General features: G+C 60.6%; 17 protein-coding genes. 10 read left to right on the plus strand and 7 right to left on the minus strand.

Translation table 11 applies throughout. The annotated features are described in order from the left end of the window. Both P9L99_04400 and P9L99_04405 read left to right on the plus strand, forming a co-directional pair. The coding region (locus P9L99_04400) for a phosphoenolpyruvate carboxykinase (ATP) (GenBank protein MDP8222577.1) at positions 1-357 on the plus strand (357 nt) is incomplete at its 5' end. Positions 358-868: 511 nt separating this feature from the next. Next, positions 869-1579 (plus strand): HNH endonuclease, encoded by a 711-nt coding sequence (locus P9L99_04405; protein ID MDP8222578.1) that lies wholly within the window; start codon positions 869-871, stop codon positions 1577-1579. A 150-nt stretch (positions 1580-1729) separates the two neighbouring features. On the opposite strand, the gene P9L99_04410 is transcribed toward P9L99_04405, so the two are convergent. After that, positions 1730-2638: an SDR family oxidoreductase gene (locus P9L99_04410; protein ID MDP8222579.1), complete on the minus strand. Its 909-nt coding sequence runs from the start codon at positions 2636-2638 to the stop codon at positions 1730-1732. Between the two features lie 416 nt (positions 2639-3054). On the opposite strand from P9L99_04410, the gene fusA reads away from it, so the two are divergent. Beyond that, positions 3055-5115, plus strand: a complete 2061-nt coding sequence (fusA, locus tag P9L99_04415; GenBank protein ID MDP8222580.1) for an elongation factor G — start codon at positions 3055-3057, stop codon at positions 5113-5115. Between the two features lie 79 nt (positions 5116-5194). Here the strand turns inward: fusA and P9L99_04420 are convergent, their stop codons facing one another. The 4 genes from P9L99_04420 to P9L99_04435 form a co-directional block, all read right to left on the minus strand. Beyond that, entirely contained in the window at positions 5195-7021 is a 1827-nt protein-coding gene (locus tag P9L99_04420; GenBank protein MDP8222581.1) for a formylglycine-generating enzyme family protein, read from the minus strand. 76 nt (positions 7022-7097) lie between these two features. Beyond that, positions 7098-7520 carry a gamma-glutamylcyclotransferase family protein gene (locus P9L99_04425; protein MDP8222582.1) on the minus strand — a complete coding sequence of 141 codons (423 nt, stop codon included), beginning with the start codon at positions 7518-7520 and terminating at the stop codon, positions 7098-7100. A 2-nt stretch (positions 7521-7522) separates the two neighbouring features. Then, positions 7523-8830 (minus strand): hypothetical protein, encoded by a 1308-nt coding sequence (locus P9L99_04430; GenBank protein MDP8222583.1) that lies wholly within the window; start codon positions 8828-8830, stop codon positions 7523-7525. Next, positions 8817-9914, minus strand: a complete 1098-nt coding sequence (locus P9L99_04435; GenBank protein MDP8222584.1) for a Gfo/Idh/MocA family oxidoreductase — start codon at positions 9912-9914, stop codon at positions 8817-8819. The genes P9L99_04430 and P9L99_04435 overlap by 14 nt, the downstream gene beginning before the upstream one ends. Positions 9915-9946: 32 nt before the next feature. On the opposite strand from P9L99_04435, the gene P9L99_04440 reads away from it, so the two are divergent. After that, positions 9947-10141 (plus strand): hypothetical protein, encoded by a 195-nt coding sequence (locus P9L99_04440; GenBank protein ID MDP8222585.1) that lies wholly within the window; start codon positions 9947-9949, stop codon positions 10139-10141. Here P9L99_04440 and P9L99_04445 read toward each other — a convergent pair. Further along, positions 10138-11457 (minus strand): HAMP domain-containing sensor histidine kinase, encoded by a 1320-nt coding sequence (locus P9L99_04445; protein MDP8222586.1) that lies wholly within the window; start codon positions 11455-11457, stop codon positions 10138-10140. The two genes, P9L99_04440 and P9L99_04445, sit on opposite strands and share 4 nt — an antisense overlap. A 270-nt stretch (positions 11458-11727) precedes the next feature. Here P9L99_04445 and P9L99_04450 point away from each other — a divergent pair, with 270 nt between their 5' ends. The 6 genes from P9L99_04450 to P9L99_04475 all read left to right on the plus strand — a co-directional run bounded on the left by P9L99_04450 (position 11728) and on the right by P9L99_04475 (position 18492). After that, the gene (locus P9L99_04450; protein MDP8222587.1) at positions 11728-12141 is read left to right on the plus strand and encodes a response regulator; all 414 of its coding nucleotides are present in this window, start codon (positions 11728-11730) and stop codon (positions 12139-12141) included. A gap of 15 nt (positions 12142-12156) precedes the next feature. Next, entirely contained in the window at positions 12157-14481 is a 2325-nt protein-coding gene (gene gltA / locus P9L99_04455; GenBank protein MDP8222588.1) for an NADPH-dependent glutamate synthase, read from the plus strand. A 4-nt stretch (positions 14482-14485) separates the two neighbouring features. After that, positions 14486-15319 carry an N-acetylmuramoyl-L-alanine amidase gene (locus P9L99_04460; GenBank protein MDP8222589.1) on the plus strand — a complete coding sequence of 278 codons (834 nt, stop codon included), beginning with the start codon at positions 14486-14488 and terminating at the stop codon, positions 15317-15319. A gap of 146 nt (positions 15320-15465) precedes the next feature. Continuing rightward, positions 15466-16356 (plus strand): CxxxxCH/CxxCH domain-containing protein, encoded by an 891-nt coding sequence (locus P9L99_04465; protein ID MDP8222590.1) that lies wholly within the window; start codon positions 15466-15468, stop codon positions 16354-16356. Further along, positions 16353-16967, plus strand: coding sequence for a hypothetical protein (locus P9L99_04470; protein ID MDP8222591.1), 615 nt, complete (start codon positions 16353-16355; stop codon positions 16965-16967). Before P9L99_04465 ends, P9L99_04470 begins: the two co-directional genes overlap by 4 nt. After that, positions 16960-18492 carry a GMC family oxidoreductase gene (locus P9L99_04475; GenBank protein ID MDP8222592.1) on the plus strand — a complete coding sequence of 511 codons (1533 nt, stop codon included), beginning with the start codon at positions 16960-16962 and terminating at the stop codon, positions 18490-18492. Before P9L99_04470 ends, P9L99_04475 begins: the two co-directional genes overlap by 8 nt. Positions 18493-19130: 638 nt before the next feature. On the opposite strand, the gene P9L99_04480 is transcribed toward P9L99_04475, so the two are convergent. Next, positions 19131-19625 carry a hypothetical protein gene (locus P9L99_04480; GenBank protein MDP8222593.1) on the minus strand — a complete coding sequence of 165 codons (495 nt, stop codon included), beginning with the start codon at positions 19623-19625 and terminating at the stop codon, positions 19131-19133. Positions 19626-19916: the final 291 nt, after the last annotated feature.

The raw sequence follows: 19916 nt of genomic DNA on the forward strand, positions 1-19916 counted from the left end.
CGACGCATCGCCAAACACAAAGTCGACTGCTGGCTGATCAACACCGGCTGGACCGGGGGCCCCTTCGGCACCGGTCACCGCATCCCGATCCAACACACCCGCGCCATGATCCACGCCGCACTGGAAGGCAAACTGGACGACGCCACCTTCACACCCGACCCCGTCTTCGGCGTGCTCGTACCAGAAAACGTGCCCGGCGTACCCAGCGACGTGCTGCAACCACGCAACACCTGGAAAGACAAACGCGCCTACGACCGCCAAGCACGCAAACTGGCCCAACTGTTCGCAGATAACTTCACCCAATTCGCCGACGAAGCACGCGACGCCGTCAACGCCGCCGCGCCGCGCGTGAAGTAATCACCGAACAGGTAGGGGGTTTTCCACCCCCTAGAACCCCCGACCAGGAGGCAGCGCCCCCTGGACCCGCGGGGTTATGCGCCGATTTCGCGAACTTCGTTCCGACGAAACCGGCGCGGGCGGGAGCATGACTGCAGCGCCCGAATTCGACGGGGCACCGGTCAACACGAGGTACGTGTTGCTACTTAAGAACGGAATCGCGAGCCGAGCGTTTTGTATTTGCCGGTCCAGGGGATGCTATCCCCTGGCGGGGGATTGTAAGGGGGTAGAACCCCCTTACACCCGCAAGATACCGCGCCGAACAGGTAGGGGGTTTTCCACCCCCTAGAACCCCCCGACCAGGAGGCAGCGCCCCCTGGACCCGCGGGGTTATGCGCCGATTTCGCGAACTTCGTTCCGACGAAACCGGCGCTGGCGGGTAACAGATTCAGCTTTCAAGTCGGTTCGCTTTTGTTCGCTCATCCGTTTCGTGATAAAGAGAATATTTCTTACCAGAATCGGGGAGAATCTCATGCAGGAAGGCGACATTATTTCTCACACCGAAATGTGTTCGGCGGAAAGCCGTAACTTGCAGCAGGGGATGAATTTTCATGTGAGTGATCGACCATACAGCGTCGTTCTGATGAGCATTCGCCGGGGTTCTCCCTATGAAGACGAAGTGACGGATGCCGGTCGAGTTCTTGTCTATGAGGGTCACGACGTCAAGAAGTCCGACACTGTTCCGGTTCCCAAAATGGTTGATCAACCGTTGCGGAATCAATCGGGTTCGTTAACTCAAAACGGTCGCTTCTACGAAGCAGCGAAGTCACATTCTCAAGACAATACGACGCCGCGTCTGGTCAAGGTATATGAGAAAATTAAATCGGGTATCTGGGTCTATAACGGCTTTTTTGCCCTTGTAGACGCTTGGCAAGAAACACAAAACGGAAGAAAAGTGTTCAAGTTTCGGCTCGAAAAAGTCAAAACTGGTCCGGCCGGTTCTTCCGAGTACGAAAATAGTTCTTTGGTTAGCGAGTCAACGGTAAACCGCATGATTCCCTCCCCGGTTAAGCGTGAAGTATGGAAGCGCGATAAGGGCCGTTGCGTAAAGTGCGGTAGCAATCAGAACATCCATTTCGACCATATCATCCCGTTTTCAAAAGGCGGCTCTTCAACTACGGCGAAGAATATTCAAATATTGTGCGCACGCTGCAACCTGGCGAAACACGACAAGATTGAATGAAAGACTTCTATTGTTGAAAACAAAACGCTCGGCAACGGTGCGAAGCAGCGAGCCGAGCGTTTTATATTTGCCGGTCCAGGGGATGCTATCCCCTGGCGGGGGATCGTAAGGGGGCAGCGCCCCCTTACACCCTATCCATTCACCTGCGGTTTACTCTGCCGAAGCGAGGTTTTGCATGGTCATCATGGATGACTCTTGCAGGCTGCTGACGAATTTGCCGTCTGTCATATCGTTGATTTTGTCCCAGTGCGCGGCGACGTCTTCGATGGACACGCCGTCTTTGAGGGGGATGGCTGCACCGGGGGCGCGCATCCATTTGACGCGGCCGATGACGCCGGCACCGACTTCATAGATGCCGCCGGTGCTTTGGTTTTGTTCGCTGCACAGGAAGGCGACCAGTGGCGAGACGTATTCGGGTTTGAGTTTTTCGACCAATTCGGGCGGCAGGACGGTTTCGGTCATGCGGCTGCCGGCGATGGGTGCGATGATGTTGACCAGCACGTTTCGTTTTTGGCCTTCGTGGGCCAGTGTGAGGCCGAGGCCGACGAGGCCCATTTTGGCCATGGAGTAGTTGGCTTGGCCGAAGTTGCCGTAGAGGCCGGCGGCGGAGGTCGTCATGATGATGCGGCCGTATTGTTGGTCGCGCAGGTGCGGCCAGGCGGCTTTGGTGACCATGTAGGAGCCTCTGACGTGCACCTCGTAGACGAGGTTCCAGTCGTCGTCGGTCATTTTGTGGAAGGAAACGTCGCGCAGGATGCCGGCGTTGTTGACGACGATATCGATGCGCCCGAAGGCGTCCATGGCGGTTTCGACGATCTTCGCGCCGTCCAGGACGTTGTCGTAATTGGCGACGGCTTCGCCGCCGGCGGCTTTGATTTCGGCCACGACGTCGTCGGCTGGGGCGCTGGAGCCGTCTTTTTCGCCGCGCCAGCCACCGCCCAGGTCGTTGACGACGACTTTGGCGCCGCGGGATCCCAGCAGCAGGGCGTGCGAGCGACCGAGGCCGCGCCCGGCGCCGGTGATGATGGCAACTTTGCTGTCTAGACGAATTTTACTCATGATTCCCCCTCCCCCTTGGGTGGTTTTGGTTCCGCTTAGTGAGAACCCGCATCATCTCACCGTGCCGCGCGTTCGTCCAGACCCGGCACGGCCGGCTGGGGCCGTTTGGGAAGTTCAAATCGTGATGGGGATCCGGTCGTTCCCAGGATCGACGGCTTCGATCGGAAGTCGCTGTTTTTGTTGCCACAATCCAACGGGCGGTTTGTGATTCCTCTTCTCCTTATCGCCGCGGACGCGTCGCGAATCCACCTGCGCTTTGAGTGTCAACAACGCTCACTATATACGCGCCGCAACGTCTCCCCCCTTGCACTTTCGCGCGATCTGCTTATGTTAGGGTCGCTGAATCCGGGAATCCTTGCCCCCAACGTGAGCTTTTCCCGCAAATGGATATCTTAAGAATGAACCGGAGGGCTCTTATGCCTTTGTCAAAAATTCGCAATATCGGCATCGTGGCGCACATCGATGCCGGCAAAACGACGGTCACCGAACGTGCGCTGTTCTACACCGGCACCACGCGGCGCATGGGTGAAGTGCACGACGGCAAGGCCACCATGGACTTCATGAAGCAGGAGCAGGAGCGGGGCATCACCATCGCCTCGGCTGCGATCACCTGCAAGTGGAACGGCCACACGGTCAACATCATCGACACGCCCGGGCACGTCGACTTCACCCTCGAGGTGGAGCGCAGCCTGCGGGTGCTCGACGGCATCGTAGCGGTGTTTTGCGCCGTGGCGGGTGTCGAGCCGCAGTCGGAAACCGTTTGGAATCAGGCTGAGCACCACCGCGTGCCGCGCATCGCCTTCGTCAACAAGATGGACCGCGAGGGCGCCGATTTCCCCGCCGCGGTGGCCAGCATGGATGAGATTCTCGACGCCAAAGCGTTGCCGTTTCAGATACCGGTCGGCAGCGGCGCAAGCTTCGAAGGGCTGATCGATCTAGTGGCCATGAAGGCGGTGATGTACGAAGAGGAAAAGAAGCTCGTGACCGACATTCCCGAATCCATGTTGGACGAGGCGAACGCGGCGCGGACGAAGCTCATCGAAACCTTGGCCGACTTCGACGACGAACTGGCCGAGATCTACCTCGAAGATCAACCGATCCCCGAGGATTCGATTTGGAACGTGGCGCGCCGCGCCCTGATCGCCGATATGTTCACGCCGGCTTTCTGTGGCTCGGCGTACAAAAACAAGGGCATTACGCCGCTGCTGGACGCGGTGGTCAAGCTGCTGCCCTCCCCGTTGGACGCGGGGGCGGTGATGGGCGACGACGTCGAGGATCCCTCTCGCTCCCACAAGCGCAACCCGACGGTGAATGACCCGTTTTCGGCCCTGGCGTTCAAAATCATCCACGACCCCTACGTGGGCCAGCAAACCTTTATTCGGGTGTATTCCGGCAGCCTGGAAACGGGCGACAAGGTGTTCAACCCGCGGCGTCGCAAGACCGAGCGCGTCGGGCGCATCATGCGCATCCGCGCTCGCGAACGTGAGGACATCAGCCGCGCCGAAGCGGGCGACATCGTGGCGCTGGTCGGCATGAAAAGCACCGTTACGGGCGATACGCTTTGCGACCCGAACAACCCGCTGATGTACGAATCGATTCGCCAGCCGCGGCCGGTGATTTCGATCAGCATCTCGGCGCCGTCCACCAAGGAAGTGGAAAAGCTCGGGGTCGCGCTGAACAAGCTGGCGCTCGAGGACCCCTCGTTCACGGTGACTTTCGATAGCGAGACGAAGGAAACGGTCGTGGCCGGCATGGGCGAACTGCACCTGCAGATCATCGTCGACCGGTTGAAGACCGAATTCAGCGTCGAAGCCGTGGTCGGCGAGCCGAAAGTGGCTTTCCGGCAGACGATCGCTCGCGAGACGCGCCTCAATTACCGCCTGGCCAAGCAATCGGGCGGGCGCGGGCAGTTTGCGCAAATTCTGTTCCGGCTCGAGCCCAACCCCGGCGGTGGATTCGCGTTCGAAGACCACACGAAGGGCGGCGTGATCCCGGTCGAATTCATGCCCGCCATCGAACGCGGTTTCCGCGAAGTGATGGAAAGCGGCCTCGACTTCCCGGTGATCGACATCAAGTGCGTGGTTGTGGACGGCAAGGCGCATGCGGTCGACTCGTCGGATATGGCCTTCAAGATCGCCGCCATGCAGGGCTTCAAGGAAGCGTTCCCGAAAGCGGGGCCGGTGCTGCTCGAGCCGATCATGAAGATCGAGATCGCCACGCCGGACGATCACATCGGCGACGTAACCGGCGATTTATCGCAGCGGCGCGGACAAATCAGCAATATGCGTCGTTTTCGCAAGGGCTCGCAGAAGCTCGTGGGCCGCGTGCCGTTGGCGGCGATGTTCGGTTACGCGACGGACTTGCGTTCGATGTCCAGCGGCCGCGCCAACTACTCGATGGAATTCCTCGAGTACGCCGCGGTGCCCGCCGAAGTGGAAGCCAAAATCCGCAAAGCGGAAGCCGAATCCAAGAAGTAACGGTCGTCTTATCCGAAAAAAAAGCCGGGCTGATCAGCCCGGCTTTTCTCATTTTCTTCGCAGGTAGGACGCTGCTCGACTACTTCACGCACCGGAAGCCGAGGTTGGCGTAGCGGCCTTCCAGGTCACCGGCGAAGCGGTTGGAGACGCGGTTGTTGTCGAAGCCCGAGTACCAACTGCCGCCGCGCTTAACGTTGTAGGTCCCCGAGGCGGGACCGGTCGGGTCGGCGGCCGGGCTGCTCGCGTAGTAGCCGTCATCGTACCAGTCGTTCGTGAGTTCCCACACGTTGCCGTGCATGTCCCGCAAGCCGAAGGCGTTGACGCCCTTTTGCCCCGCCGGGCGCGTGCGGCTGCCCGCGTTGTAGATGTCCCACGCCACGCCATTGAGACAGGCTGCGTCGTCGCCGCAATGGTATTTGGTGGCGGTGCCGGCCCGGGCGGCGTATTCCCACTCGGCTTCGGTCGGCAAGCGCCCGCCCAGTGCGGCGCAGGCGTCTTTGGCTTCCTGCCAAGTGACGAACTCGACGGGGCACTCGAGGCAATCGTTGTACCACGCGGGGTTGTCAGCGGTCAGCTTGTAGTACTGCCGCTGCGTGATTTCGGTGGCGGTCATTTGAAAAGCGCCAATCGAAACCGTGTGGTTCGGCAGTTCGTCGGCGTCGCACAGCGTGTCGCCCGCCGAACAACCCATGCCGAAACTACCGGCCGGGATGTTAACCCACGTGGGGTCTTCCGCGCCCGCGGCGACCGGGCTGAGGGAGATGGCGAACTCGTTGACAACCTCGGTGGATAGGTCGGTCAACTCGAATTGCACCGGGTAAAACTGCGGCCGCGAGGCGCGCAGGTAGTAGAGCGACACGGTCTGTCCCTCGCACAGCACGAGTTCGTCGAAGATGTGCACGCCGTCGAGGTCGGTGAAGCCCACGGCGCCGATGGGCGCGAGTGTCAGCTTGACGCCGGGTACCGGCGCGTCGCCCACGACGTTGGTCACGGTCACGCGCAAGGTCAGCGTTTCCGAGGGCCCGGGCTCATTCAGCGGCGTGGCGAGCAAGAAGGAATAGCTGCTCGGCGCGTTGTCGGCCAGCGGTTCGTCGCGTTGATACAAGGTGAAGCTGTCGCCTTGGTCGTAGCAGCGCGCGGTGTACACGTCGGCGAAGAACTCCGTGAAACCGGGATGGCTGCGGTCGTACACCGCGAGTGAAACGGATACGAGCCCGGTAGCCGTGTCCAGGTCGTCGAGCACGGCAAATTCGACCACCTTTCCGCCGCCGGTCGCGGGCACGAGGGCCCCTACCGTCGCGCTGAGTTGCCCGAGGGTCGCGTCGCCGTACTCTTCAAAGAAGAAGACGAGCATGACGCGCAGTAGGTCGGCGGGGATTTGCGCGCCGATCACCAGCGGGCTGTTGGGGCTGGCCGCATGGGCGCCGGCGAGCGTGACGATATAGGACTGCCCGAACACGCCTTCGCCTTTGGCGGCGGCGCCGTTTGATTCGAGCACGGCCGCGTCGGCCAGTACGGGCAGATAGCGCCCGTCGTCGTCGAGCGCAAAGACCGCGGCCTCACCGTCTTTGGTGATGAGATAGGTTTGCACGCCGGGCAGCGCGGCGTCGGTAAGTTCGTCGCGCAGGAAAAACCCGATGGTGCCGCTGATGTCGACGGTAAAGGAAACGAAACCGTTTTCGTCGGTGGGTTTCCCGCGGATCAGCACGCCGTCCTGTTCATATTCATCGGTGGGCGCGGTGTCGTCATCGTCGTTGTCGTCGTCATCGACATCGGTGTCGTCGTCATCATCGACATCGGTATCGTCGTCGGCTTCTTCTTCGCTATCGTCGGTGGAACAGGCGAATGCCACTACGAACAGCACGGCAAACAGGATGGCTAGGGAGAGCAGCCAATTCGATTTCATTGCGATCCTCCGGTCCTATTATTTTGTCTATTCGGACCGCATGCTCCCCCACGTCGGATCAGTATAGCACAAACAATTATTTTTTTATAAAAGTTGTCGCTTCCAACGAGTGTGAACCGACACGGACCTGCACTTCGACCCGTTTGCGATGACCGTCGCCGAGTTCGACGTCCATGATTTTCCTCAACTCTTTTTCGGTCAAACCGAGATACAAAACCCCCGGCAGCGTGTGTTGGCGGTCGTTTGGTGTCGCCAGCATGAAGGGCACTAAGCGGTCGCCGACGCTCAAGGTGCGATGGGCGAAGCCGGTCACGAAGCACGTTGCGAACGACAGCGGTCGACCGACCACTTCGGCCATGCGCGATGGATTCTGCAGCGAGCCGCATACGAATACGCGGCGTGCCGTACGCAGCATGTCGCGGTCCTCGTCGTTTCGCGTCAAGAACACCAGGGCATTCAAGCGGGCATCGTAGTGCGGTTGATAAAGCGTGCGTTCCATGATCAGAGATTAACCACTTCCGCCGCCGTCGCCGCTTCCGCCGTTTTGGCCAACAGCCCCTGCGCCGAGAGCAGCGCGTCGTTATCGATCAGTTGCCGCGTGCGACCGGAAATCATCTCCCGCAAATGCGCCGCGGCGTTCTGGTAGACCGCTTCCCACTGCTCGTTCATGCCGCTTCCCACGCCGATCGTATAGGCTTGCGCGCCCACGCGCACGGCGACGGCCGCTTGCGGCGTGCGGGCGGCCATTCCCCGCCGCAACCAAATCACGCCGTCGGTGCCGCAAAGTTCGGCTTCGAGGTCGTGGGGGTAGAACGCCGAGCGCAAGTGCATGTGCGGCGCGTACGTACATTCCAGCAACCCCAGGCGTCCGGCGGCGGCGAACTCCACGGCCACGACCGCCTGCCCCCCGCTTTCGCCGTCCATGGGCCGCAAGTACGCGGTGAGGTTGCGACCCGCGCCGCCCCAGAGCGTCAGCAACGCGAAGTGATTGAACGCCGGGTGCAAAAGCGGTTGGTCCCCGAAAGGAGGATCGAGTTGGCGAACGCCGCCCTTCCCGCCCAACGTGGCGCGCACGCGTAGGTTTCCGAGTTCGCCGATCGCGCCCTCGACGATCAATGCCTTCACCCGCTGCACCGGCGGATAAAACAGATACGGATAGAAGACGCGCAGCGGCGTCCCATACCGCTTGGCCTTGGCCATCGCGCCGGCAAGCCATTGCGGCGACGCATCCGCCGCGTGCAACGAAACCGCCACGCCCTTGGCCAGCGCGGCGTCAACCCACTCGAGGGTCTCGGGACCGGCCACGGCGATCTCCACCGCGTCGACGATGCTCAACAACGCCAGCGGACGCGCGTCTTTTTCCACCACCGTCAAGTCGCCGCGCGCCGCGTAGGCCGCCCGCAGAAACGGATACTCGTAGTGCTCGCCCAAAAAGGCGACGCGCGCCTTGTCCGGCGCCAAGTGGCGTTCCTCGACGTTCAGGCCCGCGTAGGCATCCACGGGATCGGACGGCGGTTTGCCGAAATGCTTGATAATGCCGTGGACCATCGAAACGATCTGCGTGTCCCGGCCTTCACAAATCATGCGCCGTAGGGCTTCGCGCCCCTTCGGATCGTCGCGGTAGATTTCCTTGATTTCGACAATCGGCGCGAGGTCCGCCTCGCTCTCCACGGTAAGGCGCATCAATCGTTCGATCACGCTCAAGGCCGCCAAGCCGCAAGGTTTGGGCAGGCGCAGCAGAACGCGCACCAGCCTCAACGTGAAACGAATCCACCACTTGTTCCACGGGTCCTTTTTAGGCGCGGCCATGAACCACCTCCCGGAACCACTCGTCGCTTACCTCTTCGGGCTTCACTTCGCGGCCGATCCGCCCGGCAATAATGATGGCGTACGCGAATTTGAGGATGTTGAGGGCGCGCTCGCCGGTCAGCAGGCATTCACGATTTTCACGGATGGCCGCGGGGAAATCACGGATGCCGTTGATGAAGCTGTACTTCCAATCCAGGTCGAGGTCGTCGAAGCAATAGCGCACGCCGTCGCGGTAAAGGATCAGCCCCGCCTCGTCCATGATCTGGCCGGTGCAGCACGTAAGTTCAATCATCCCTTTGGTGCCGATGATGTTGATGCGTTCGTCGGCCGGGAAATACTTCGACCGGTTGTAGATGTTCGGTTGGAAGGCGATGTCGAAACTGCCCAGCAGCTTCTTGTCGCGGTAGCACCAAATCACCTGCGCGGGCTCATCGATGTAGGCCATCGAGCAATGCGTAAATCCCTTGACCGCCTCGATCGCTCCGCCCAAGAAGATGGCCATCGACAGCTTGTGGTAGCCGTCGTCGAAAATCGCCTGACCGCGGCCGTGTTCGTACTCGAGCAAATGCCACAGTTCGGCGCGGAGCGGCACCCAGCGCGAACCGAATAGGCACGTGCCGAGTTTGAAGCGAATGGTAAGCACCTCGCCGATTTCCCCGGCGTCGATCAATTCCTTCGCCTTTACGTAGGGCGGGTAGAACACGAAGTTCTCGAACACGCGAAAGCGCCCGCTTGCTTTTTCCGCCGCGGCAAGCATGGCCTCGGCGTCGGCAATGGAGATCGAAATCGGCTTCTGGCATGCCACGTGCTTACCGGCCGCCAAGGCGTCGATCACTAGATCTTTGTGCAGGTGATGAGGCGTGTTGACCTCGACCAGATCAATCTCGGGGTCGGCCAACAGTTCCTTGTAATCGGTCGTGATGCGCTCGACGCCCCATTCGGCCCGCCGCGCGGCGAGCATGTCTTCGTCGACGTCGCAAAGCGCCGTGAGATCCGCGAGCGCGAAATCCTGGTAGGCCGGTTGATGCAGCATGGTGATGTCGCCCACGCCGATCATCGCCGCCCGCAAAGGTTGGTGAACCATCCGCCGGTCCTTTCTTCGTAAGGATTGCGCCGATGTTAACCGTGCGCTTTACGCGGGGTCAATCGGGTGGCAGCGCAGTCGGTCGCGGCCTGGGCATCGACTTATGGGATCCATGGGAAAAAGTCTACGAACTTCGCGGACAATCGCAGGACCGAATCTACACCGTGCAAGCCGGGCACGGCATCCCCGACCCGTCGATGATCCTGGCCGCCGATAAGATCGACTAGCCGCCCTGCCCGTCGGGGGGTTGCGGCAGGATGAACGTGAACGTCGTGCCCTTACCGACCTCGCTTTGCATGTGGATGACACCGTGGTTCTGCTCCACGAGCTTTTTCACGATCGCCAGCCCGAGGCCCGTGCCGTGCACAGTGTGCCGCTTGGCGTTCGCGGCACGATAGAATTCGCGAAATAGTTTTTCCTGATCTTCCGGCGAAATGCCGATGCCGGTATCGGCGACTTCCACCGACGTAACCCCTTCGCCCCGCGCCACCACGACGCGCACGCGGCCGCCGTCGCGGCTGTATTTCACGGCGTTGGAAACCAGGTTGTTGATCACCGTCTCGACGTCATCCCGATCGGCCCAGGCCACGGCTTCGGCATCCAACTGCGCATCCAAGTGGATATCGCGGGCGTCCATTTCTTCCCGATAACCGGCCAGGACACGCGCGGCGTAGGAGGCCAGCGGAATCGCTTCCAGCACAAACTCGGCCCGGCTGGAGCGTTCGATCGTCAACATGTCCTGGATCATTTGCTGCATTTGTTCGAGACGTCCCCCGGCCCGCCGCAGCGATTCCCGCTGAGGGTCGTTAAGTTGCCCCATCGCCCCGGACAGCAGCACGTTGAGGAGCGACTGCGCCGCGGCGATCGGACTGCGCATGTCGTGGGTCATCGAGCGGCGATAGAGATCGCGTTGGCGCTGGGCGGCGTTGAGTTCGTCGAGGGTTTGCCGGAAACGCTGTTGCAGGGCGCGCTCGTCGTGTTCGGCCACGCGCACGCGGTCGATGATCATCGTCACGACTCCGATTATTGCGGCCCAGAGGGCCGCGGTGCCGGAGAGCACGGCGAACAGGAGGCCGCGCGAGTGGGCGAGCGACTCGCCGACGGGCCATACGTTGCCGTACACCGGCTGGTGCGGCAACACGCCGAAATGCTCCAGCAACAGCAGCGTCGCCAAGACGACCCACAACGCGAAGGTGGTCCACACGACTTTTCGCATTTTGAAAAAGATGCACGCGAGAATGATGTGAAGGGAATAGAACCACACGAGCGGCGACAGAACCCCACCGGTGAAATACACCAACAACGTGATGCTGAAAAAGTCGAAGAACATGTGCAGATTCGCGGAGCGCAAAAGCTCGGACACCGTGTGGGGGCGCATCTGCCGTTGTCGCCACATTAAGTAGCCGTTGTAGGCGACGATCCACAGCGCGATCTGCGTCAAGGCGATCATCGAAAGTTGAAACCCGAACAGGTGCTTCAACACATAGCCGCCGGAGACGATCACCAGCGGCGGCACCCAACGCACGAGGGTGAATAAACGCACGGCTACCCAGAGCTGCTTTTCGATGGGTAAGTGAGCGGTAAAGGCGTGCATTGTTTAATGAATAACCAGACTCCAGCTGCTTTGCACCGCCAAATTGCGATCCTTCCGCCGGTTGACATATATCTTCTAATATCGTTATATATATACAATGATATTTAGCCCGGCGGAAAATTGCCGCGGCGGCCCGATCCGCCCTTTTTCGATCCACCACTTTGTGGTGAAATGGCGCCCGCCATATTGACGCGACTTGGAATGTCTCGGAAGGAAACAATGAGCGAAAGCCAAGCTGATACAATCTTGATCGTCGACGACGATCCCGATGTCGTCTTCGCCGTAACGGCGATGTTGGAAAGCTCCGGCTTTCAGGTGATCGCCGCGAACACGGGATTGGAAGCCCTCGAAAAAGTTCGCCTGGATAAGCCCGATTTGATTTTGCTCGACTTGATGATCGAAGGCCATGACACGGGCTTTCAGGTCGCCAAGGCCCTCAAGGGCGACCCGGCGACGCGCCACATTCCGATCATCATGGTTTCGGCAGTGCAGCAGAGAACCGGCTTTGGTTTCCAGCAGGACCGCGACGGTCATTGGATGAAAACCGACGCCTTTATGGAAAAGCCTTACGAGCCTAAAACCGTCTTGGCCAAAATTAAAGAATTGCTCTCCTCGACGCCGGCCGAAAGGTAATCCGAGGAACCGACCATGACACACGCGCCCCACGAACGGCCCGCCGGGTCTCAATGCCGGAATGACGGCTTTCGCGATACCCGCATCCTTGAGCGCCGCGACCTGACGCCCTCGACGATTCAGTTTCGGCTGGAAGCGCCGCGGTTGGCCCAGGCCGCACAGCCGGGTCAGTTCATCGTTTTGCGCATGGACGAACGCGCCGAGCGCTTGCCACTGACGATTGTCGATTTCTCGCCCGCCGAGGGTTGGATCACCATCATCTTTCAACCGGTCGGGGCCTCAACACGTCGCCTGGCCGAGTTGGAGGCGGGTGACGTGTTGCTCGATCTGGTCGGTCCGCTCGGCACGCCCTCGCAACTGGCCGACTACGGCACCGTGGTGTGCGTGGGCGGCGGCGTGGGTGTGGCGCCGGTCTATCCGATCGCCCGCGCGCTCAAGGCGCACGGCAACAAGGTGATTTCCATCATCGGCGCGCGCAGCAAGGATTTGGTCATTCTGGAAGACGAGATGGCCGCGTTCAGCGACGAGGTCATCGTCTGTACCGACGACGGTTCCTACGGCCGACCCGGCTTTGTCACCGACGCCTTGCAGGAAGTGATCGACCGCGGCGAAACCATCGATCGCGCTTGGGCCATCGGGCCGGTGGTGATGATGGCCGCCGTCAGCCGCGTCACCGAACCGCACGGCATTCACACCGAGGTCAGCCTCAATTCCATCATGCTCGACGGCTCGGGCATGTGCGGCGCGTGCCGCGTGGAAGTGGGCGGCGGCACGAAATTCGTGTGCGTCGACGGCCCCGAATTCGACGGCCACCAAGTCAACTTCAAGGAACTGATGGCGCGCCAGCAAATGTACGTCTCCGAGGAGCACCGCGCGTTGTGGGACTACATGATGGTCTCGACGGGCAAGGCCGAAACCATGGAGCGGATGAAGCGGCGCATCGAAATGCCGCGGCAGGATCCGCGGGCGCGCGTCGCGAATTTCGACGAGGTCGCGCTGGGCTATTCGCCCAAAATGGCCCGCACCGAGGCGCAACGATGTCTGCAGTGTAAATCGCAACCGTGCACGAAAGGCTGCCCGGTGGACGTGCCGATTCCGGAGTTCATTCACTTGATCACCGAGGGGCGTTTTCGGGAATCGGCCGAGTTGATTTTGAGCGTGAATAGCCTGCCCGCCGTGTGCGGCCGCGTCTGCCCGCAGGAATCGCAGTGCGAGCAATACTGCGTGCTGGCGAAAAAAGGCAACGCCATCGCCATCGGACGACTCGAGCGCTTTGTCGCCGACTACCACGCCGAGCACCAAAGCGATGCCTCGCCGCCACGCGCCGCGTTGACCGGCAAGAAAATCGCCGTCGTAGGCAGCGGCCCGGCGGGCCTGACCGCCGCGGCCGACCTGGCCCGCCTGGGACACGACGTGGAAATCTTCGAAGCCTTCCACAAAGGCGGCGGCGTGCTCGTCTACGGCATCCCGGAGTTTCGCCTGCCGAAGGACGCGGTCGTGCGCCGCGAAATTGAGTACGTCAAATCGTTGGGCGTGCGACTTCACACCAGTTACATCATCGGCCGCGCCGCCACGTTGCAGGACCTGATGGAGAAACAAGGATTCGACGCCGTGTTCCTCGGCACCGGCGCGGGCTTGCCCTACTTCTTGAACATCCCGGGCGAAAACCTGAACGGCGTGTATTCCGCCAACGAGTTTCTGACTCGCGTCAATCTGATGAAGGCGTACAAGTTCCCCGAGTACGACACGCCGGTGCGCATCGGTGAAACGATGGCGGTCGTCGGCGGCGGCAACGTGGCGATGGACTCCGCGCGCGTGGCGTTGCGTCTGGGCGCGAAAAAAGTCTACTGCATCTATCGCCGCACGAAAGACGAGTTGCCGGCGCGTGCCGAGGAAGTGGAAAACGCGATCGAAGAGGGCGTCGATTTTCGCATGCTGACCAATCCGCTGCGTTTTCTCGACAACGGCGACGGTTGGCTCTCGGGCGTGGAATGCATCAAGATGGAATTGGGCGAGCCCGACGATTCGGGCCGGCGGCGTCCAATTCCGATTCCGAACAGCGAACATGTCATTTCCATCGACATCGTCATCATCGCGATCGGCCAGGGCCCGAACCCGCTTCTCACCCGCGCCACGCCGGAACTGAAAACGAACAAGTGGGGCAACATCACTGCCGATCCCGAAACGGGCCTCACGAACATCCCCGGCGTGTACGCCGGCGGCGACATCGTCACCGGCGCAGCCACGGTGATCTTGGCCATGGGCGCAGGTAAAAAAGCCGCCAAGGCGATCGACGCCTTCCTGAGCGGCGAGCCGACGCCGAACCAAGCGACGGAATAGCCGGGTGCGCGGCGCAACGCGACAAGCGTGGTGTTTCGCCGCCGGTCTGCTGGTTCTTACCTTTGTCCTGGCGGGCGGGCTCGCGGGACTGCGGATCCTGCTGCCGCCGCCGACCGTGCGCTTGGCCGACCGCCCCCCACCCCTGCTTATCCCCGCCGCGTACCCTGCGAAATTCAAGCCGCGGCACATCTTGATCGACGTCGGCCATGGTGGGAAAGACACCGGCGCGAAGTCGCGCTGGTCGGCTCCGGAGAAGGACGTCAACCTGCGCGTCGCCAAGGCTCTCGGGCGACACCTGCGGGCGACCGGCAAATACCGCGTGAGCTTCACCCGCCAAACCGACGCGGCCGTTTCCATCAGCGCGCGGCGGCGCATGTCGAACGCCCGCCGGCCGGATGCGTTTTTGTCGATTCACTCGGACTGGGCGTACGAGTTCTACAAGCACGGCACGTGGATGATTTGGTCGTCGCGTCAGCAAAAAGGCGTAGGCGAGAAATCGGCCCGGCTCGCGGCGTACCTCGGCGCCGGGCTGAAGACCGAGCGCCTGCCGCTCTACAACTGGGGTCCGGAACGACGCCACCTGCATGCCATGGGCGGCACGAGCAATTACTTGTGCGCCTGGCCGGAATACAGTTCGTACGTGACCGACGCGCGCCGCCTTGGCGTGTTGGACAAAAACCAACGCCCCGCCGTGTTGATCGAAACGCACTTCCTTTCCAATCCGCTTTCGGTGGCGTTTTTCCAGACCGACGAAACCATCGGGCGCTTCTGCGAGGGCGTCGAGGCCGGGCTTCGCGGGTTTTTCCTGGCGAAAGAACCCTCCGCGGGCGGCAAATAGGCCGCCATCTCGATAATATTCCTGAATTGTCTTCCGCTAAATTATGTGTTAATCGAGAAAGCTATGTATTCAACGGTCCCGGACCTTTGTCTTATCGCCGGCCGGCATCAGAGATGTGCGTCGGTAAGGAGTTAGGAAACACCATCATGAAACACGATTTTACGTTCACCTCCCGCGCCGGCGTGTGTCTCGTTGCGTGCCTGCTTGCCGCGTTGTTCGCGTGGGTTGTCGCGTGCGACAACGGTTCGGGTTCGTCCGGCGACGGCGGCACTCCGGCTGACGACGACGACGGCGGTCTGACGGGTTCGGTGGCCATGCAGGATGTGGACGACTGCGGTTTTCCCGTCGTGCCGATTCCCGAAGGGTGCAGCGACTGTCACAAAGCGCCGCCGCAAACCGCGCGCCACCCGCAAAACCGCCGCTGCTATCGCTGCCACGGTAACGTCGTGGGGCAGGACATGAAGTTCGTGCAGGTCGCGCTGCACAACAACGGCGAAGTAAACGTCGCGGTGGGTTGTTCCTCCTGTCACGGGTGGGACAAAGGCGTATCACCGCCGCAAAACCTTAACGGTAACTGCAGCGACGACCGCAAGGGCGTGGGTTCCCACCAGGCCATGCGGCGCGACGCGATTCCCGCCCATCGCACCAATTGCATCAACTGCCACGACGTACCGCTCGGCGTGTGGGCGGCGGGTCATATCGACGGCGACAACAAAGCCGAGATTCACTTCCAGAAGCTGGCCACGATAGGTGGTGCGACGCCTACTTGGGACGGCACGACATGCTCCAACGTGTATTGCCACGGCGCGACGCTGGAAGGCGGCACGGCCAAGGAGCCGGTCTGGGGCGACAATAGCGGCAAGTACGGCGCGTGCGGCGCCTGCCATCGCCTCACCGACCCGCAGGGCAACGCCGCCGCTGATTGCTATGCGTGCCACGCCGATTCGGTCAATCCCGATCGCACGATCAAGCGACGGGGGACGCACATCAACGGCACGATCGATATGGTGACGCCGACGAAAGGAGGCAGCCAATGAATCGCCGTGACTTTTTAGGTAAGTCCACCGCGATGTTTTTCACGACGCTGCTGACCGGTACCTTCGGCCTGCCGCGCTTCGCCATCCCCGAATACCTCGAGGACTGGCGGCCGCATAGCCCGCTTGGCAAAGACGGCCCGGCGCCGGTTCCGGAAATCACGGCGGTGGTGGACATCATCGTCCCCCCCGACCCTGAAATCCCCAATGACTTCAAGGGTAGCGATTACGGCGGCGACTGGGTGCTGGCGGCAACGTTGGGCGAACTGGGCCAGTACATGGCGGCGATGATGCTCAACAGCTACGCCCGCGGTTTGTACGGCCGGCGCTTCATGAACTGCACGGCCGTCGAACAAATGGAAGCGGTCAAGGAGTGGATCCGCGAACGCGAAGATATCAACCCGCTGCTCAGCGACATGCTCAGCGGCATCCTGACGATCTCGATGATCGGCACCTACGAAGAAAACGATCCCGAGGCCGAGCGCGAATTGTTTGAATCCATGAACTGGTACGACCCCGAGGATCCCACCGGCACCTTCCGGCTTCCCTGCGAAGGCTATCCGGATACCCGACAGTTCCCGGTCACACTGAAGAAAGGTCTGCGCGATGATTGAACATGCTGACGTCGTGATTATCGGCTCCGGAGCGGGCGGCGGTACGGTAGGCGCCGAATTGGCCGAGGCCGGATACAAGGTCGTGTTTTTGGAAGCGGGTAAGGACCTGAATATCGAGTACGGCTCGCCCGACCACTTCGCCAATCGCCAGCGTTTTCTCGACACCGTGAACGACGGATTGTTCTGGCACGAGGAATACACCGGTCGTAACTGGCGGACCGACATGGGCGAATGCGCCGGCGGCGGTACGACCTGCTACGCGGGCGTGTTGGAAGAGTCGACACCCGAAGATTTCAACGCCGGTCTCTGGCCCTTTAGCTGGGAAGAGTTTCAGCCCTACTTCGAGCTGACGAAAAAGCGCTACCACGTGTATCGTTGGCCGCTGGAAGAACTCAGCCACTACGCGCAGGTCGTCAACGAAGCGGCCGGCGACATCTTGGGGCCGATCCAATCGGGCTTTAACCGCGAGCCGTATTTCGAATACGGCGTGTACCACGATCGCTGCCGGCAGTGTCGTTGCTGCCTGCTGGGTTGTCGCTACAACGCCAAGGCGAACGCCACGACGATCGCGCTGCCCAAAGCGAAGTGGTACGGCGCCGAAGTGCGGGAGAACTGTTGGGTCACCCGCCTGAACACCAACCCCGCCGGCACGAAAGTAACCAGCGTCACGTACCTGAAACGCACGACGACGGGCGTAACGTCCGAGCACGTCGAAGAGCACGAAATCATCGCCGACCGCTACATCCTGGCCGCCGGTTCGATGATGACGCCGATGCTGTTGCACTGGTCGGGCCGCAAAGGCGAGACACTGGCCAATTCTTCGGGACAAGTGGGACGCAATTTGCGCGGCCACTTCTTCCGCGCAACCTACGCCGTGATGAAGCGCGACGACGTGCGCACCTACCAAGGCAACCTCGTCGAACTCAACGACCTGTACCAGAATTGGGACAAGGGTTACTTGCTCGAGTTCAACATGGCCGCGCCGCCGACGTACCTGGGCGGCATGGTCGAGGTGATGGAAAAGGAAGACCTGCTCGACATGATCGGGCTCAAGTTCAAACGCATCATGCGCAACTACAGCAAGATGATCGTCTCCGCGCCGCTGACCCGCAGCTTCGACGACGGCTTCACCGAAAACTCGATCATGCCGCACCCGACGCGGGAAAATCGTTACGGCGATCCGCTGCCGGTTGTTGACTTCGAACCGAACGCCCAAGAACTCGCGTGGGTCGACACAGCCACTGCGGCCGCCGATGACATCATCCTGGCGGCGGGCGGCGACCCCGAACAAATGTTCCATGGCGGTATCGACGTCGTCCACAAAGTCGGCACGTGCCGCATGGGCACCGATCCGAAAGACTCGGTCGCCGACGTCAACGGCCAAGTGTGGGATATGGACAACCTCTGGATCGCCGATGGTAGTTTGTTCCCCGCGCCGCTGCTGGCCAACTGCGCGTTCATCATTTACTGCCTGGGTTACAAGGTCGCTGACGGCATTCTCGGCCGCAGCACCCCGACGGTGTAATCCGCACAACACAACGCAAATCAGAACGAAGCGGCCTGGAGACGGGTCGCTTTTTTTTGGACTCGCGGCGCTGTATCCAGCACTTCCGCCGCCAACCGCCGACCGGTGGAATTCCAGCGGTTACCGCAGGTTTTTGAGTGCGCACGGTGCAGGCGCTTCGAGCGTCGCCCGTGAGTTTGTGTGATGCATCAGGCTGCTTCGGCTCGTTTTTCCAAGGTTTTTCGGTGAACGCCGACTCATCTTCCGCGCCGATGATTTCTGGCACATTCCTTGCTCATTTATGTCCATAGCGGATGGGCTGAGAAAGGATGCGGACATGACGCAGATCACAGAAAATACTTCTTCAGCGTTGGCTAATTCGATCATGTTGACGGTGTGCGCACATTGCGGGCGCGCGAAAAACAAACGCGGTCAGTGGGTGCGGATTCCGTCGTTTTGGAGAATCAGAGACATGGTGCATACGACGCACGGCATTTGCCCGCGCTGTGCCGATCGCTATTTCCGTCAATTCCTAAATCGCGGAGATCGATAGATGACCATCGCATGGCGTGGACCGCCACGATGATAAAATAAGGGACAAACGACCATGCGGTTGTTTGTCCCTCAAAATGCAAAAGGCGTCGATTCGAAATCGGCGCCTATTTCTTTTTGGCAGCTTTCTTTTTGGCCGGCTTTTTCGCCGCAGCCTTCTTCGGAGCCGCTTTCTTCGGGGCGGCTTTCTTCGGGGCAGCCTTTTTCTTCGGAGCTGCTTTCTTCGGGGCAGCCTTTTTCTTCGGAGCCGCTTTCTTCGGGGCAGCCTTTTTCTTCGCGGCTGCTTTCTTCGGAGCCGCTTTCTTCGGGGCAGCCTTTTTCTTCGGGGCGGCTTTCTTCGGGGCCGCTTTCTTCTTAGGAGCGGCTTTCTTCGGGGCAGCCTTTTTCTTCGGAGCGGCTTTCTTTTTCGCCGCCAACGCCTTCTGTTCTTCTTTGTAGGCTTTCTTCAGGACGCGGAGATCGGTCATCGTGTAATACTTGCAGTTACGCTCCGTCTTAAAGGGTTTCAAGCCTGCCGCAGCGATCAGTTTCCGCATCTTCCCCGCGGAAACACCCACCTCTTTTGCTAAGGCGGTATTTGAGTACTGCTTTTTAGTCGCCATCTAGCATCCTCCTGTTATTGGATTCGAATAACACCATATCAATTAACAATCACGTCTTTCAAGACGAGAATTTTAAAAACGCCGATTTTTTTGTCGGCGAATGCGACGTCACGCGCTCATCTTTGTTGCGCTGCGTCTTCGTTGCGCGGCACGATTTCAGTTTGCGATCCACGTTACGCATTCCGATTCGCACAACGCGCGGCGCGAATTCATCGCCCACATCGGCAACCTCTCGTTTCGGCGAACCGTCATTACCCGCCCGCGCCGGTTGCGTGAAATGCAGATCCCACC

It is taken from the genome of Candidatus Lernaella stagnicola, from assembly GCA_030765525.1.
GTDB lineage: Bacteria > Lernaellota > Lernaellaia > Lernaellales > Lernaellaceae > Lernaella > Lernaella stagnicola.

Excerpts from the sequence above, each read along its gene's own strand:
- P9L99_04470 (MDP8222591.1), top strand. The coding sequence starts at position 16,353 with ATGAATCGCCGTGACTTTTTAGGTAAGTCCACCGCGATGTTTTTCACG.
- P9L99_04425 (MDP8222582.1), bottom strand. The coding sequence starts at position 7,520 with ATGGAACGCACGCTTTATCAACCGCACTACGATGCCCGCTTGAATGCC.
- P9L99_04430 (MDP8222583.1), bottom strand. The coding sequence starts at position 8,830 with ATGGCCGCGCCTAAAAAGGACCCGTGGAACAAGTGGTGGATTCGTTTC.
- P9L99_04475 (MDP8222592.1), top strand. The coding sequence starts at position 16,960 with ATGATTGAACATGCTGACGTCGTGATTATCGGCTCCGGAGCGGGCGGC.
- P9L99_04450 (MDP8222587.1), top strand. The coding sequence starts at position 11,728 with ATGAGCGAAAGCCAAGCTGATACAATCTTGATCGTCGACGACGATCCC.
- P9L99_04405 (MDP8222578.1), top strand. The coding sequence starts at position 869 with ATGCAGGAAGGCGACATTATTTCTCACACCGAAATGTGTTCGGCGGAA.
- P9L99_04435 (MDP8222584.1), bottom strand. The coding sequence starts at position 9,914 with ATGGTTCACCAACCTTTGCGGGCGGCGATGATCGGCGTGGGCGACATC.
- P9L99_04440 (MDP8222585.1), top strand. The coding sequence starts at position 9,947 with ATGTTAACCGTGCGCTTTACGCGGGGTCAATCGGGTGGCAGCGCAGTC.
- P9L99_04465 (MDP8222590.1), top strand. The coding sequence starts at position 15,466 with ATGAAACACGATTTTACGTTCACCTCCCGCGCCGGCGTGTGTCTCGTT.
- fusA (MDP8222580.1), top strand. The coding sequence starts at position 3,055 with ATGCCTTTGTCAAAAATTCGCAATATCGGCATCGTGGCGCACATCGAT.
- P9L99_04410 (MDP8222579.1), bottom strand. The coding sequence starts at position 2,638 with ATGAGTAAAATTCGTCTAGACAGCAAAGTTGCCATCATCACCGGCGCC.
- P9L99_04480 (MDP8222593.1), bottom strand. The coding sequence starts at position 19,625 with ATGGCGACTAAAAAGCAGTACTCAAATACCGCCTTAGCAAAAGAGGTG.
- gltA (MDP8222588.1), top strand. The coding sequence starts at position 12,157 with ATGACACACGCGCCCCACGAACGGCCCGCCGGGTCTCAATGCCGGAAT.
- P9L99_04420 (MDP8222581.1), bottom strand. The coding sequence starts at position 7,021 with ATGAAATCGAATTGGCTGCTCTCCCTAGCCATCCTGTTTGCCGTGCTG.